The following is a 13477-nucleotide window of genomic DNA, read 5'->3' on the forward strand; positions in this document are numbered from 1 at the left end:
CACACAATGAAAATGACCACACGTCTGCTGCAAGCCGGTGTACTGGGCATGTCCCTGCTGGCAACCAGCGTCATGGCTGCGGTTTCCGCCACCGAAGCGGCCAAGCTGGGTTCCACGCTGACCCCGATGGGCGCGGAGAAGGCCGGTAACGCCGATGGCTCGATCGGCCCGTGGGAGCCGCTGTCCAAGAGCGCCGGCAGTGCCGACGCCAAGGGCTTCCTGTCCGACCCCTTCGCCAGTGAGAAACCGCTGTTCACCATCACCGCGCAGAACGCCGACCAGTACAAGGACAAGCTCTCGCCTGGCCAACTGGCGATGCTCAAGCGCTATCCGGACAGCTACAAGATCCCGGTGTACAAGACCCACCGCGGCTCCACGGTACCGGACGATGTGTTCGCCGCGATCAAGGAAAACGCCACCAAGACCACCCTGGTCGCGGGCGGCAACGGCCTGGAAAACTTCCGCACCGCCGTGCCGTTCCCGATTCCCAAGGACGGCCTGGAGGTGATCTGGAACCACATCACCCGCTACCGTGGCGGCAGCGTGACCCGCCTGGTCACCCAGGCCACCCCGCAGCAGAACGGCTCGTACAGCCTGGTGTACTTCCAGGACCAGTTCGTGTTCCGCGACAAGATGAAGGACTACGATCCGGCCAACCCGGGTAACATCCTGTTCTACTTCAAGCAGGAAGTGACCGCCCCGGCGCGACTGGCCGGGACCGTGCTGCTGGTCCACGAGACCCTCGACCAGGTCAAGGAACCGCGCAAGGCGTGGATCTACAACGCCGGCCAGCGCCGCGTGCGCCAGGCGCCGCAAGTGTCGTACGACGGCCCGGGTACCGCCGCCGACGGCCTGCGCACCTCCGACAACCTGGACATGTACAACGGCGCGCCGGACCGTTACGACTGGAAGCTCGAAGGCAAGAAGGAGATGTATATCGCCTCCAACGCCTACAAGCTGGACGATCCTAAGCTCAAGTACAGCGACATCATCAAGGCCGGGCACATCAACCAGGACCTGTCGCGCTACGAGCTGCGCCGCGTCTGGCACGTGGTCGCCACCCTCAAGCCGGGCCAGCGCCACATCTATGCCAAGCGTGACTTCTACATCGACGAGGACACCTGGCAAGCCGCGGTGATCGACCAGTACGACGGTCGCAACCAGCTGTGGCGTATTTCCGAGGCCCACGCCCAGCCGTACTACAACGTGCAGGTGCCGTGGTACACCCTTGAGGCCATCTACGACCTGCAGTCGGGCCGCTACCTGGCCCTGGGCATGAAGAACGAAGAGAAGAGTGCCTACAACTTCGGCTTCAGCGCCAGCAAGGCCGACTTCCAGCCGGCAGCCCTGCGTCAGGCAGGTGTGCGTTGAGCTGACAGTCGTTACAACTCCGTTTGATCTCCCAGAACGCCCCGGCTTGCCGGGGCGTTTCTGTTCCAGAGGCGCCCGTCCATCAGCATTGTTTCTTTTTGTTGTAGTCTTTTTCGCTCGATGCGTTTCCATCATCTTCAAATGCGCCGCGTTTGCCGCTAGTCTCGCAACCATCCGTACTGCCGCATTACTCCAATCAGAACGAGCCGGCCATGACAGATTTGTCCCGTACGCATGGAGTCGCCAGCCAGGCCTTGGGCCTGCTGGACGGGCGTTTCTTCCGTCCACCCCTGCCGGAGGCTCACGTCCCCCGAGCGCGCTTGTGCCAGCGCTTGCAAGGCGGGCTGGGCGGGCGTCTGCTGTTGGTGAACGCCCCGGCCGGGTTCGGCAAGAGCTCGCTCGCCATCGAGTTCTGCCAGGAGCTGCCCAGCCATTGGCGCAGCCTCTGGCTTGGGTTGAGCCAGCGCGATGCCGACCCGGGCCGCTTTCTCGAGCGCCTGCTCGAAGGGCTGCAGCAGTTCTGCCCGGCGCTCGGCGGGCAGGCCATGGGCCTGTTGAAGATGCGCCAGCGTCATCAGCCCTTCGCCTTCGAGGAATGGCTCGATGGGCTCCTTGATGAGCTCGCGCTCTATCTGCAACCGGACACTCCCCTGCTGCTGGTCCTAGATGACTACCATCTGGCCCAGGGCCCGGTGCTCGATCGATGCCTGCAGTTCTTCCTCAATCACCTGCCTGCCGGGCTGGTCCTGCTGGTCACCAGCCGTCAGCGTCCCGACTGGCATTTGGCACGCCTGCGCCTGTCGCGCCAGCTGGTCGAGCTCAACGAACAGGACTTGCGCCTGACTGCTGATGAAGCGCTGGCGGTGATCGGCCGTCAGCCCACCGGTCTGCGTGGCCAGGCCCTGGACAACCTGATCCAGCGCAGCGACGGCTGGGTGGCCGGGCTGCGCTTCTGGCAGCTGGCGGCCAGCGAGTCCGGCGAGGACCACGCCTTGCCCCAGGCGCTGCATGGCGGTGAAGGGCTTATCCGCGATTACCTGCTGGAGGAAGTCATCGACATCCTGCCGGCCCCCGTGCAGGCGTTTCTCTACGAGACTGCCTGTCAGGAGCGTTTCTGCGCCGAATTATGCGACGCCCTGCGCGAGCGCCATGACAGCGGCGAAATCCTGAGCTACCTGCAGGCCCACCAGGTGTTCCTGGTGCCGCTCGACGAGCATGGACTGTGGTTCCGCTATCACCACCTGTTCTCCGACCTGCTGCGCAGCCGGCAGGCCAGCGAGCCGCTGGCGGGGCTGCACCTGCGCGCCTGCCGTTGGTTCGAAGGGCAGGGCCTGCTGGACGAGGCGGTGGAGCAGGCCCTGCGCGCGGGCCATCTGGACGTGGCGGCGGACCTGGTGCAGAGCCTGTCCGAGGAGCAACTGCTGGCGGAGCAGAATGTCGGCATGTTGCTGCGCTGGAAGATGGACCTGCCCGACAGCCTGTTGATCAGCACGCCCAGGCTGATCGTCCTGTACAGCTGGGCCCTGGGGTTGGCCTGCCAACTGGACGCCGCCGAGGAGCTTGCGGCCTACCTGAGCCGCTTCCTGCCCGCACCGTCGGCCACGGCGCAGAAGTCGATGCTGGCCCAGTGGCTGGCCCTGAGCGGGGTCATCGCCCGTGGCCGCGGCGATCGCGAGCGGACACTCGCCTACTGTGGCGAGGCGCTGCAGAGCTTGCCGAACAAGCGTTACGGCCAGCGTCTGGTGTGCCTGTCGACGCTCTCGAACCTGGCCATCGCCGATGGCGATTTCTGGCGGGCGCGGGGCTGGAACCGCGAGGCCCTCGAGCTGGCGCAACGGGTCGGCAACCCGCTGTTCGAGGCCCTGGCCCATTACGATCGGGCGAGGGTGCTGCACGCCCGCGGCGAAGTGCTGCGCGCCCTGGACGAAGTGCGCCAGGGATTGCAGCGGTTGCAGGGCCTTTCGGGGCAGCGCCTGTATGCCGTGCGCGCGCGCCTGACCCTGTACGAAGGCTACTTGCTGGCGGCCCGACTGCACTGCGCCCAGGGCCGTGCGCGCTTGCGCGCCGGGCTCAGCGAGGCGCGCAGCTGCCGCGACATCAGCGTCCTGATCGGGCATTGCGTGATCGCCTCGCTGGACGGTCGCGAAGGGCGTTTTGCCGAGGCGTTCTCGGAACTGGCCGAGGCGGAGCGGCTGATGCATATCTGGGACGTGCCGCCGATCTTCTACCTGGCCATGATTACCCTGGTGAAGTGCGAACTCTGGTTGGCCCAGGGCCGAACGGACCTGGCCGAGTCCTGGCTGCTGCGCCTGGGGCAGACCTACGGTGGCGAGCAGCCTGCGGCCGCGCCGGAGTTCCACCCGCTGTTGCCGCTGCACATCGAATTGCAGCAGGCCTTGCTGGAACGGGTGCTGACCCGTCCCGGCGATGCCGAAGCGCGGTTGCGCACGCTGGTCGAGCGGGGCCAGGCCAGCGGTGGCATGACGCTGGTGGTCAGCGCGCAGTGTCAATTGATTGCCCTGCTGCTGGCCGAGGGGCGTGACGCCGAAGCGGCCAGGTTGCTCACACCTGCTCTGCAGGCGGCGCAGGGTGGTGCCCTGCAGGCCTTCCAACGCTTGATCGAAGAGCAGCCACACTGGCTGCGCGAGCAGTTGACGGGGCGTGCGGCCTGCCCGGCGCAGAGCGATCTGCTGGCCCATCTGCCGCAGGCCCTGGCTATCGGCGGCGGTGCCACCGAGGCCCTGAGCAGTCGTGAGTTCGCCGTGCTGGAACTGATCGCCCAAGGCTGTTCAAACCAGCAGATCAGCGAGCGCCTGTTCATCTCCCTGCACACGGTCAAGACCCACGCCAGCCATATCAACAGCAAGCTCGGTGTCGAGCGCCGCACCCAGGCGGTGGCCAGGGCCAAGTCCCTTGGCTTGCTGGTCTAGTGGCTTGGGGCGAGGTCGATCGTTAAGATAACGGCTTTAGGCCATCATTCGGCGTTACCTTTCCGGGCTCATCTTTTCTGAACCGCTGCCGATACAGACCTCGGCGGTATGCATCGCCACGCGCCACTTCCCCACTTTTTCAATACAGGTCGTGTTGATGCTGCAGTATGGGCAAAAAAGCTTTCTGATCGTCGACGACTTCACCGACTTCCGCACCTCGACCCGCTCGATGCTTCGCGAGCTGGGCGTGCGCGACGTCGACACCGCCGACAGTGGCGAACAGGCGCTGCGCATGTGCGGGCAGAAGCGCTATGACTTCATTCTCCAGGACTTCCACCTGGGCGACGGCAAGAAGAACGGCCAGCAGGTGCTCGAGGACCTGATCCTCGACAAGCTGATCAGCCATGAATGCGTGTTCATCATGGTTACCGCCGAAAGCAGCCAGTCGATCGTGCTCAGTGCCATCGAACACGAGCCCGATGCTTACCTGACCAAGCCCTTCAACCGGGTCGGCCTGGCCCAGCGCCTGGAGAAGCTGACCCAGCGCAAGACGCTGCTCAAGCCCATTCTCCAAGCCCTTGATCGCGGGCGCCAGGCCGAAGTGCTCGCTGCTTGCGCCGAGCTGTGCAAGAAGGACCCGCGCTTCGCCCCGCTGTGCCTGCGCTATCGCGCCGACGCCCTGCGCGACCTCAACCGTTTCGAGGAGCTGGAGAAGTTCCTCAAGAACATCCTCGCCAGCCGCCCGCAGCCCTGGGTGTACGCCGCGCTCGGCAGCCTGTTGCACAAGCGCGGGCAGAATGCCCAGGCCCAGGGGGTCTACGAGCAGGCCCTCAAGGCCTTCCCAATCATGCCCAACCTGTACGATGGCATGGCCGAGGTGCTGGTGGCCCAGGGCGAGACCCGGCGTGCCCAGCACATGCTCGAGGAGGCGGTGCGCCTGTCGCCGCTCGCCGTGCGCCGTCAGGCCGCGCTGGGCAAGCTGGCGCTGGACAACGCCGACTTCGAGAGTGCCTCCAAGGCCTTTCGCCATGCGGTGAACCAGGGGCAGAGTTCGCGCTACAAGGATGCCGAGAGCAACCTGGGGCTGGTCCAGGCGTTGATGAACAAGAACAGCGGCAACGGTCTCGATGCCCGCACCCGGGTCGAGATCAACACCGTGCTCAGCGAGGTGGCCAAGGAAAACGTCGAGGACCAGGGCCTGCAAGTACGCGCGCGGTTGATGAAGGCTGCCAGCCTGCAACAGGCCGGCGATCCGGAGACCGCCGCCAAGCTCACCGAGCAGGCCATGCAGCGCCTGGAGAAGATGGACCAGTTCTTCTCCGTGGAGGCGGCGCTGACGGTGGCCAAGCAGTTGCAGCAACTTGGCCAGGACGCGGCGGGTACCTCGATTCTCAAGGGCTGCGTGGAAACCTACGGCGACGACCCCAAGGTCATGCAGAGCGTCGCCAAGCTTACCGACGACCCGCTGGTGCTGGGGGCGGTGACCGAAGCCGTGGACCTCAACCGCCAGGGCGTGCGCAGCTACCAGGGCGGCCAGCTCAACGAAGCGCTGGGCATGTTCCGCAAGGCGTTGTCGCTGCAGCCGAAGAACATCAGCATCGCCCTGAACACCGCCCAGGCACTGCTTCGCATCGGCGGCGAGACACCACCGCCGGCGCTGATGCAGGAGTGTCGCGACTGCCTCACCAGCGTGGCCGGTATTCCCGCCAGCGACAGTCGCTATGACCGTTACCGCAAACTGCACATCCGGGTCTTCGGCGCATGAACCAGGACAACCAGGGGCTGGACTTCTCCACGGTGATCGCCTCCACCGTGCACGACCTGAAAAACTCCCTTTCGGCGCTCACCCACGCTCACAGCCAGTGGCTGGCACGCCTGCCCGAAGAGCTGCGCGGCGGTATCGAGCAGGGCGTGGTGGAGCATGAGCTCAGCCACTTGAACGGCATGCTCGTGCAGTTGCTGGGGCTGTACAAGCTGGGCGTCAACCAGCTACCCATTTGCCCCGACTACCACGAACTGGACGACTTCATCGAGGCCCAACTGGCGGCCCAGGAAGACGTGATCAAGCACCGCGACATCCTTGCCACCTGGCGTATCGAGACCGAAAGCCCGCTGGGTTTCTTCGACCGTGAGCTGGTCGCCTCGGTGGTGGCCAACGTGCTTACCAACGCCATCCGTTACGCCGGCCACGCCCTGCTGATCAGCATCGAGGAGGAGGGCGAGCAACTGGTGATCAGCGTCAACGACGACGGTGCCGGTTATCCACAGCGCATGCTCGAGCGCCAGCACGACTACGTGCAGGGCATCGATTCGCAGAGCGGCAGTACTGGGTTGGGGTTGTACTTTGCCGCGCGAATTGCCGCGCTGCATGAGCGCAACGGCGTGCGCGGGCGGATCGAGATCGCCAATGGCGGTACGCTGGGGGGCGGCTTGTTCCGCTTGTACCTGCCTTGAGCAGCGGCACGGCGTTGGCCGCCGTGCCGCCTCAGGCGCGAAGGGGCCGCGAAATGGCCGGAGCAGCCATCATTCGGCTGCCGCGCCTTCGAGCAGTTCGGCCAGCGCATCCGGCTGGCTCTTGAACGCCCGGGCGAACACGTCGCGGTTCTTGGCCATGTAGATACCGGCTTCCTCGACTTGCTGTTCGCTCAGCGACGGTACGGCTTTGTGCAGTACCTCGGCCAGGCGTTCGGCCAGCTCGAGCATCTTGTCGTGACGGTCTGCTTCGGCCTTATCCATGAACAAGCGCTCCGGGTCGCGGCTGCTGCGGTACACCACTTCGACGGCCATTCATCACCTCTGTGCCTTTTTGCTGATGGGGTTGCGGATAACTGTATTTTTATACAGTACATCGCCAGGCCATCATCCTGCAACCGCAATGATGGCCCGGCAAACTGAAAATCAGCGTAGCCCACAGGTGCCCTGCGGCAATCGGCCGCCTTCCAAGACAGGGGCCGTGGCCCTTTAACTGCATGGCATAAGACCTTCAGCCGTATCTAGGAATCGAACATCGTGAACATCAAATGGGCAGAAAGACTGCGCAAGGGCCTGCACGGCTCCGCCGACTCGCTGGGCAACCTGTGCGTGGAAGCCTTCCACTACCTGGCGCTGTTCGGCATCGGCGCGATCACCGCCTATGCGGCGGTGGTGACCTTCCTGGACATGCTGGGCAAGGGCGGGGTCAGCGTCGATGACATCCTGCTGCTGTTCATCTACCTGGAGCTGGGGGCGATGGTGGGGATCTACTTCAAGACCAACCACATGCCGATCCGCTTCCTGCTCTACGTGGCGATCACCGCATTGACCCGCCTGCTGATCGGCGATGTCTCGCACCACAAGGCGCCGGATGTCGGGCTGCTGTACGTGTGTGGCGGCATCCTGCTGCTGGCCTTCGCCATCCTGGTGGTGCGCTACGCCTCCTACCGCTACCCGTCGACCAAGGCGCTGGATGCCAGCGGCAAGGAAGTGGACGAGGGCAAGTAGCCCTCAGTTGGCAATGCTGGCGGCGGGAAAGCGCTGTTCGCCATGCCACGTGCGGGTCAGGGCCGCCAGTACTTCCAGCGGGTTCTGCCCCAGCTCGATGGCCAGGCCCAGGCGGATGCTGTCGATGACCCGCTGCAGGCGCACCGGGTCGTTGCGCTGGGCCTGGCTGATCAGGCGCCTGGCGACCACGCCGCTGTCGTCGGAAAGGGTCAGCATGATGCTGCCGTCCAGGCGCTCGATGCTCAGGTTGACCCGGTATTCGGGGGCGAAGGCGGCGCTGATGTGATCGAAAGGGTTGTTCATGGTCGGTCCTACACTGAATGACTGCCAGGGTTGACCGGGGCAAGGGTGGGTTGGTTCAGGCCCGCTGATCGGCACGCAATGAAAACGCCCGGCGCAAGGCCGGGCGTTTTCATTGGACACATTCGAGTGTCAGGCGTCTGGATCGCTCTGCTCCAGGGTAGCGCGCTTGCTGCGCAGCTTGCCGTAGAAGTGCTCCAGCGCGTGGTTCAGCTTGCTGGCGGCGCCATCGACGGCCTGGTCCAGCGAGGTAGCGGTATGGGTCACGGAAATCGGCTGGTGGCCTTTGGGGCGAGCCTCCATCTGGCAGCGTTTGTCGTGCGGTCCGGGCTTGGCGCCATTGTCGTCGCGCAAGTGGACTTCGATGCGGGTGAGGTCGTCCTCGTAGCGTTCGAGGCTGCTCTGCAGTGTGCTGCGGACCCACTCGTTCAAGCGGACGTTGCCTTGGATCTGATTGCTGCTGTTGACCTGGATTTGCATGATTCAATCCTTATTCAGCTTGCTCGCGAGAGGCGTGCCTAGGCCACTGAGGGCGTTGGGTTTTCTGCGCCTCTTGACTCTAAAGTCAGGCAACCGCCGGACGAATTCAAGCCCTTTTGCAAAATAAATTTCCTGTTGCAAATCGGCCCGCTCGCAGCGATACCTGCCGATCACTGCAATCAATGATGCTGTGACACGCACCTGGCGGCCCCTAAGCTCGGGCGCATCCATTTCATCCCTCGGGAGCGCCGCATGTCCAGCAACCCTCTGTTCCAGCCCTTCACCCTCGGCTCCCTCGACCTGCCGACCCGCGTGGTCATGGCGCCGATGACCCGTACCTTCTGCCCCGGCGGCGTGCCCCACGACGGCGTGGTCGAGTACTACCGCCGCCGCGCCGCTGCCGGTGTCGGCCTGATCATCACCGAGGGCACCACGGTCGGGCACAAGGCCGCCAACGGCTACCCTAACGTGCCGCGCTTTCACGGTGAGGACGCCCTGGCCGGCTGGAAGCGCGTGGTCGAGGCCGTGCATGCCGAGGGCGGGCGCATCGTGCCGCAGCTGTGGCATGTGGGCAGTGTGCGCCGCCTGGGCACCGAGCCGGACGCCAGCGTTTCGGGCTATGGCCCGAGCGGCAAGGAAAAGGACGGCCAGGTGCTGGTCCACGGCATGAGCCGGGAGGATATCCGCGAGGTGATCGCCGCCTTCGCCCAGGCGGCGCGCGATGCCCAGGCCATCGGCATGGACGGCGTGGAGATCCATGGCGCCCACGGCTACCTGATCGACCAGTTCTTCTGGGAAACCAGCAACCGTCGCGATGACGAATACGGTGGTGACCTGGCCGGGCGCTCGCGTTTCGCCATCGAACTGATCCAGGCCGTGCGCGCAGCCGTCGGCCTGGACTTCCCGATCATCCTGCGTTTCTCGCAATGGAAGCAGCAGGACTACAGCGCGCGCCTGGTGCAAACCCCCGAGGCCCTGGCGGCCTTCCTCAAGCCCCTGTCCGAGGCGGGCGTGGATATCTTCCACTGCTCCACCCGGCGCTTCTGGGAGCCGGAGTTCGAGGGCAGCGAACTGAACCTCGCCGGCTGGACCCGCCAGCTCACCGGCAAGCCGACCATCACCGTGGGCAGTGTCGGCCTGGACGGCGAGTTCCTGCAGTTCATGGTCGCCACCGACAAGGTGGCCAAGCCCGCCAGCCTCGAAGGGCTGCTGCGCCGCTTGCAGGACCAGGAGTTCGACCTGGTGGCCGTGGGCCGCGCCCTGCTGGTGGATGCCGAATGGGCGCGCAAAGTGCGGGACGGGCGTGAGGACGCCGTGCTGCCGTTCAGCCGTGAGGCGCTGACGACCCTGGCTTGATCACCAGCGACGGGGCCTGTTCGCGGGCGGCCTGCAGCTCGCGGCAGGCACCGTACAGGTAGCCCTCGAACTGCTCGATGATCGCCGGCCAGCCCTGTCGGCTGGCGTGCTGGCGGGCATTGAGGCGCACCCGGCGTAGGGTTTCGCCTTCTTCCAGCAACCAGCAGGCGGCGTCGATGAACGCCGCCTGGTCCCCCGGCATGGCCAGGGCGCCGCTGTGGCCGTGGCGGATATGCTGGGCGGCGGCGGCCTCGTCGTAGGCGACCACGGCCAGTCCCGAGGCGAGCGCCTCGAGCACGACGTTGCCGAAGGTTTCGGTCAGGCTCGGGAACAGGAACAGGTCGCCGCTGGCGTAGTGCTCGGCCAGCACCTCGCCGCGTTGCGCGCCACAGAACACGGCATCGGGCAGTTGCTGTTCGAGCTGGCCGCGCATCGGGCCATCGCCGACGATCACCAGGCGCAGCCGCCGCTGCGGATAGGCCTTGCCCAGCGCCTCCATGCACGGGCGCAGCAGGGCCAGGTTCTTCTCCGCGGCCAAGCGCCCGACATGCAGCACGGCAATGTCATCCACACCCAGCCCCCACTGCTCGCGCAGGGCCTGACTGCGCCGTGCCGGATTGAACAGGCTGGCGTCTACCCCGCGGGCCATCAGGCCGAGCCGTTCGAAGCCGCGGCGCTCCAGTTCCAGGCGCTGGCTGGCGCTGGGCACCAGGGTGATGGCGGTGCGCCGGTGGAACCAGCGCAGGTAGTGGGTGAGCAGCCGTGACAGCAGGCCCAGGCCATACTGCCCCGAATACTGCGGGAAGTTGGTGTGAAAGCCGCTGACCACCGCCACGCCCAGGCGTCGGGCGGCGCGCAGGGCGCTCAGGCCCAACGGGCCTTCGGTGGCGATGTACAGCACGTCCGGGCGTCGCCGGCGCCAGCGGCGCCACAGCTTGTGCATCGACACCTCGCCCCATTGCAGGCCAGGGTAGCCCGGCAATGGCCAACCCCGGCACAGCAGCAGGGTCTCGTCGTTGCCGGCCCCGTTGTCGGTGGCCTGGCGCGGGCGGATCAGTTCCACCTGGTGGCCGCGCAGGCGCAGCCCTTCGCTGAGGCGGCCAAGGGTGTTGGCCACGCCATTGATCTCGGGTGGGAAGGTTTCGCTGACCAGGGTGATACGCAGGGACGGTGTGCTCATGGGAAAAAGTCTGGGCCGCCCCCGTTGCGCCCATGTGACGTCTTTGTGACGTGCGCATGACGCCTGATTTCCGGCACTTGCACCCGTTTGAATATTTCCTTGCAACGTACTCAAGAACTCTCGCCACGCAGCCGATGCAAAGGCATTCGACTACAGGAATTCGCTCCGGGAGAGCGGCCATGTTCAACAGCAAACTGAAGAAAGAAATCCAGCAACTGCGCGAAGAGCTGATGTCCATCGAGCAGGTCAAGAACAGCCTCGACAGCGAGATGCTGGTGCTCCAGCTCGACCCCCAGGGGCGCATCGAGTCGGTCAACAGCAACTTCGAGGCCGAGATGGGCTACCGCGCCGAGCAACTGATCGGTCGCAACATCGAAGAGATCGTGCCGACGCATGTGAAGAAGCTCGATTTCTACCAGCGCATGAAGCACGCCATTACCCGTGGCGAGCACCTCAACGGCGCCTTCCGTCTGCTGCGCGGCAACGGTGACGAGGCCTGGCTACGTTCGATCCTGCAGCCGGTCAAGGACAGCCAGGGGCGTATCAAGTACTTCTCCCTGCACTCCAGCGACCTGACCCGTACCATCGAGACCTCCCGTGAGCACGAGAGCCTGATCAAGGCGCTGATGCGCTCCACCGCGGTGATCGAGTTCAACCTCGAAGGCCAGGTGCTGACCGCCAACGACCGCTTCCTGCAGACCATGGGCTACAGCCTGGAGCAGGTCCGCGGCAAGTACCACCGCATATTCTGCGAGCCGGAGGAAGCCAACTCGGCGGCCTACCAGGAGTTCTGGAACCGGCTGCGCCGTGGCGAGTTCGTCGCCGAGCGTTTCAAGCGCATCGACGCCCATGGCCGCGTGGTCTGGCTGGAAGCCTCGTACAACCCGATCATCGACGCCCATGACGTGCTGTACAAGGTGGTCAAGTTCGCCACCGTGATCACCGATCAGGTCAACCAGGAACTGGCCGTGGCCCAGGCCGCCGACATCGCCTACACCACCTCGCTGGAGACCGACGACAGCGCGCGCAAGGCCACCGATGTGGTGACCCAGACCGTCGAGGTGATGCGTGGCCTGGAAGGCTCGATGCAGGACGCCGCCGATGGCATCCAGGCGCTGGACAAGCAGTCGAAGGTGATCGGCGCGATCATCAAGACCATCAGCGACATCGCCGGGCAGACCAACCTGCTGGCGCTCAACGCCGCCATCGAGGCCGCCCGCGCCGGCGAGCAGGGGCGTGGCTTTGCCGTGGTCGCCGACGAAGTGCGCCAGCTGGCCTCGCGCACCAGCAGCGCCACCGAGGAGATCGCCAAGGTGGTGCAGCAGAACGAACAGTTGGCCCAGGCCGCGGTGGACATCATCGACACCAGCAAGCGCCAGGCCGAGCAGGGCCTGGCCCTGGCCGCCGATACCGGCGGGGTGATCGTCGAGATCCAGGAAGGGGCGAAGAAGGTGGTGGATGCGGTGGGGCAGTTTTCCAGTCAGTTGAGCCACTGATCGAACTTAAGCCATCGCGGGGCAAGCCCGATCCCACGCGCAATGCGTGGGATCGGGCTTGCCCCGCGATGACTTCATTCAGGTGCGCTCACGCACCCAGAACAGCGTCGCCCCGGCCACCGCCGCCGGCATCATCAGCACGTTGACTCCCGGAATCATCAGCGCAAGATAAGTGATCCCGCCAAAACCCATCGACTGCCAGCGCTTCTGCCGCAGCCAGGCGAGCATGTCCTGCCAGCTCATCTTGTTGTTGTCCGCCGGGTAGTCGATGTACTGGATGGCCATCATCCAGATACCGAACACCAGCCACAGCGGCGCGGCGATCACGTTCACCACCGGGATGAACGAGAGGATGAACAGGCCGATGGCCCGCGGCAGGAAGTAGCCCAGCTTGCGCATCTCGCGGCTGAGGGTGCGTGGCACCATGGCCACCAGCTCGGCCCAGCTGAAGGGCGGGAAGGTGTCCTGGCCGCGCACCACCACCTCGACCTTTTCCGCCAGGAAACCGTTGAACGGCGCGGCGATGACGTTGGCCAGCAGGGTGAAGGTGAAAAACACCATCAACAGCACCAGGGCGACGAACAGCGGCCATAGGATGTAGGTGAGGAAACTCAGCCAGTCGGGCAGGGTGGGCATCAGCGCATCGACCCATAGGCTGAACTGATGGCCGGCGAAGTAGATCAGGCCGCCGAACAGCAGCAGGTTGACCGCCAGGGGCAGCAGCACGAACAGGCGCAGGTTCGGGCTCAGGACCAGTTTCAGGCCCTCGCGCAGGTACTGGGGGCCGGACAGGACGGGGGCTTGCATCGGAATGCTCCGCTTGAGGAAAACGCGCTGACCTTACCGAGTTTGGCGCGCCGACGAAAGGCACCGCGCCTCTGGGA

At 65.2% G+C, this 13477-nt stretch carries 12 protein-coding genes; 7 read left to right on the forward strand and 5 right to left on the reverse strand.

Annotation, left to right across the window (positions count from 1 at the left end; translation table 11 throughout):
- Window positions 1-6 precede the first annotated feature (6 nt).
- From HU735_RS08855 to HU735_RS08870, 4 genes are all read left to right on the forward strand, one after another.
- Entirely contained in the window at window positions 7-1371 is a 1365-nt protein-coding gene (locus tag HU735_RS08855) for a DUF1329 domain-containing protein (RefSeq protein WP_186713185.1), read from the forward strand.
- A gap of 212 nt (window positions 1372-1583) precedes the next feature.
- Window positions 1584-4301, forward strand: coding sequence for a LuxR C-terminal-related transcriptional regulator (locus tag HU735_RS08860; protein WP_186713186.1), 2718 nt, complete (start codon window positions 1584-1586; stop codon window positions 4299-4301).
- Between the two features lie 157 nt (window positions 4302-4458).
- Window positions 4459-6066, forward strand: coding sequence for a response regulator (locus HU735_RS08865; protein ID WP_186713187.1), 1608 nt, complete (start codon window positions 4459-4461; stop codon window positions 6064-6066).
- Window positions 6063-6755, forward strand: coding sequence for a HAMP domain-containing sensor histidine kinase (locus HU735_RS08870; protein WP_186713188.1), 693 nt, complete (start codon window positions 6063-6065; stop codon window positions 6753-6755). The genes HU735_RS08865 and HU735_RS08870 overlap by 4 nt, the downstream gene beginning before the upstream one ends.
- A gap of 69 nt (window positions 6756-6824) precedes the next feature.
- On the opposite strand, the gene HU735_RS08875 is transcribed toward HU735_RS08870, so the two are convergent.
- On the reverse strand, window positions 6825-7088 hold the full coding sequence (locus HU735_RS08875; RefSeq protein WP_186713189.1) for a YebG family protein: 264 nt from the start codon (window positions 7086-7088) through the stop codon (window positions 6825-6827).
- Between the two features lie 222 nt (window positions 7089-7310).
- On the opposite strand from HU735_RS08875, the gene HU735_RS08880 reads away from it, so the two are divergent.
- On the forward strand, window positions 7311-7781 hold the full coding sequence (locus HU735_RS08880) for a phosphate-starvation-inducible PsiE family protein (RefSeq protein ID WP_110736873.1): 471 nt from the start codon (window positions 7311-7313) through the stop codon (window positions 7779-7781).
- Between the two features lie 3 nt (window positions 7782-7784).
- On the opposite strand, the gene HU735_RS08885 is transcribed toward HU735_RS08880, so the two are convergent.
- Window positions 7785-8084 carry a DUF3509 domain-containing protein gene (locus HU735_RS08885; RefSeq protein WP_186713190.1) on the reverse strand — a complete coding sequence of 100 codons (300 nt, stop codon included), beginning with the start codon at window positions 8082-8084 and terminating at the stop codon, window positions 7785-7787.
- A 129-nt stretch (window positions 8085-8213) separates the two neighbouring features.
- Complete coding sequence (locus HU735_RS08890) at window positions 8214-8561, reverse strand: HPF/RaiA family ribosome-associated protein (RefSeq protein WP_186713191.1); 348 nt, start codon at window positions 8559-8561, stop codon at window positions 8214-8216.
- Between the two features lie 252 nt (window positions 8562-8813).
- On the opposite strand from HU735_RS08890, the gene HU735_RS08895 reads away from it, so the two are divergent.
- The gene (locus HU735_RS08895; RefSeq protein WP_186713192.1) at window positions 8814-9917 is read left to right on the forward strand and encodes an NADH:flavin oxidoreductase; all 1104 of its coding nucleotides are present in this window, start codon (window positions 8814-8816) and stop codon (window positions 9915-9917) included.
- Here HU735_RS08895 and HU735_RS08900 read toward each other — a convergent pair.
- Window positions 9886-11097, reverse strand: a complete 1212-nt coding sequence (locus tag HU735_RS08900; protein ID WP_186713193.1) for a glycosyltransferase family 1 protein — start codon at window positions 11095-11097, stop codon at window positions 9886-9888. The two genes, HU735_RS08895 and HU735_RS08900, sit on opposite strands and share 32 nt — an antisense overlap.
- 179 nt (window positions 11098-11276) lie before the next feature.
- Here HU735_RS08900 and HU735_RS08905 point away from each other — a divergent pair, with 179 nt between their 5' ends.
- A complete protein-coding gene (locus HU735_RS08905; RefSeq protein ID WP_186713194.1) occupies window positions 11277-12593 on the forward strand; it encodes a PAS domain-containing methyl-accepting chemotaxis protein in 1317 nt (438 codons plus the stop codon).
- Window positions 12594-12671: 78 nt separating this feature from the next.
- Here HU735_RS08905 and cysZ read toward each other — a convergent pair whose 3' ends face one another.
- The gene (gene cysZ / locus HU735_RS08910) at window positions 12672-13400 is read right to left on the reverse strand and encodes a sulfate transporter CysZ (protein ID WP_186713195.1); all 729 of its coding nucleotides are present in this window, start codon (window positions 13398-13400) and stop codon (window positions 12672-12674) included.
- Window positions 13401-13477 lie beyond the last annotated feature (77 nt).

The organism is Pseudomonas sp. BW16M2, from assembly GCF_014268865.1.
Classification (GTDB): domain Bacteria; phylum Pseudomonadota; class Gammaproteobacteria; order Pseudomonadales; family Pseudomonadaceae; genus Aquipseudomonas; species Aquipseudomonas peradeniyensis.

Bases quoted from the DNA above. Each gene is read 5' to 3' on its own strand.
- HU735_RS08855 (WP_186713185.1), top strand. From the start codon at position 7: ATGAAAATGACCACACGTCTGCTGCAAGCCGGTGTACTGGGCATGTCC.
- HU735_RS08860 (WP_186713186.1), top strand. From the start codon at position 1,584: ATGACAGATTTGTCCCGTACGCATGGAGTCGCCAGCCAGGCCTTGGGC.
- HU735_RS08865 (WP_186713187.1), top strand. From the start codon at position 4,459: ATGCTGCAGTATGGGCAAAAAAGCTTTCTGATCGTCGACGACTTCACC.
- HU735_RS08870 (WP_186713188.1), top strand. From the start codon at position 6,063: ATGAACCAGGACAACCAGGGGCTGGACTTCTCCACGGTGATCGCCTCC.
- HU735_RS08875 (WP_186713189.1), bottom strand. From the start codon at position 7,088: ATGGCCGTCGAAGTGGTGTACCGCAGCAGCCGCGACCCGGAGCGCTTG.
- HU735_RS08885 (WP_186713190.1), bottom strand. From the start codon at position 8,084: ATGAACAACCCTTTCGATCACATCAGCGCCGCCTTCGCCCCCGAATAC.
- HU735_RS08890 (WP_186713191.1), bottom strand. From the start codon at position 8,561: ATGCAAATCCAGGTCAACAGCAGCAATCAGATCCAAGGCAACGTCCGC.
- HU735_RS08895 (WP_186713192.1), top strand. From the start codon at position 8,814: ATGTCCAGCAACCCTCTGTTCCAGCCCTTCACCCTCGGCTCCCTCGAC.
- HU735_RS08900 (WP_186713193.1), bottom strand. From the start codon at position 11,097: ATGAGCACACCGTCCCTGCGTATCACCCTGGTCAGCGAAACCTTCCCA.
- HU735_RS08905 (WP_186713194.1), top strand. From the start codon at position 11,277: ATGTTCAACAGCAAACTGAAGAAAGAAATCCAGCAACTGCGCGAAGAG.
- cysZ (WP_186713195.1), bottom strand. From the start codon at position 13,400: ATGCAAGCCCCCGTCCTGTCCGGCCCCCAGTACCTGCGCGAGGGCCTG.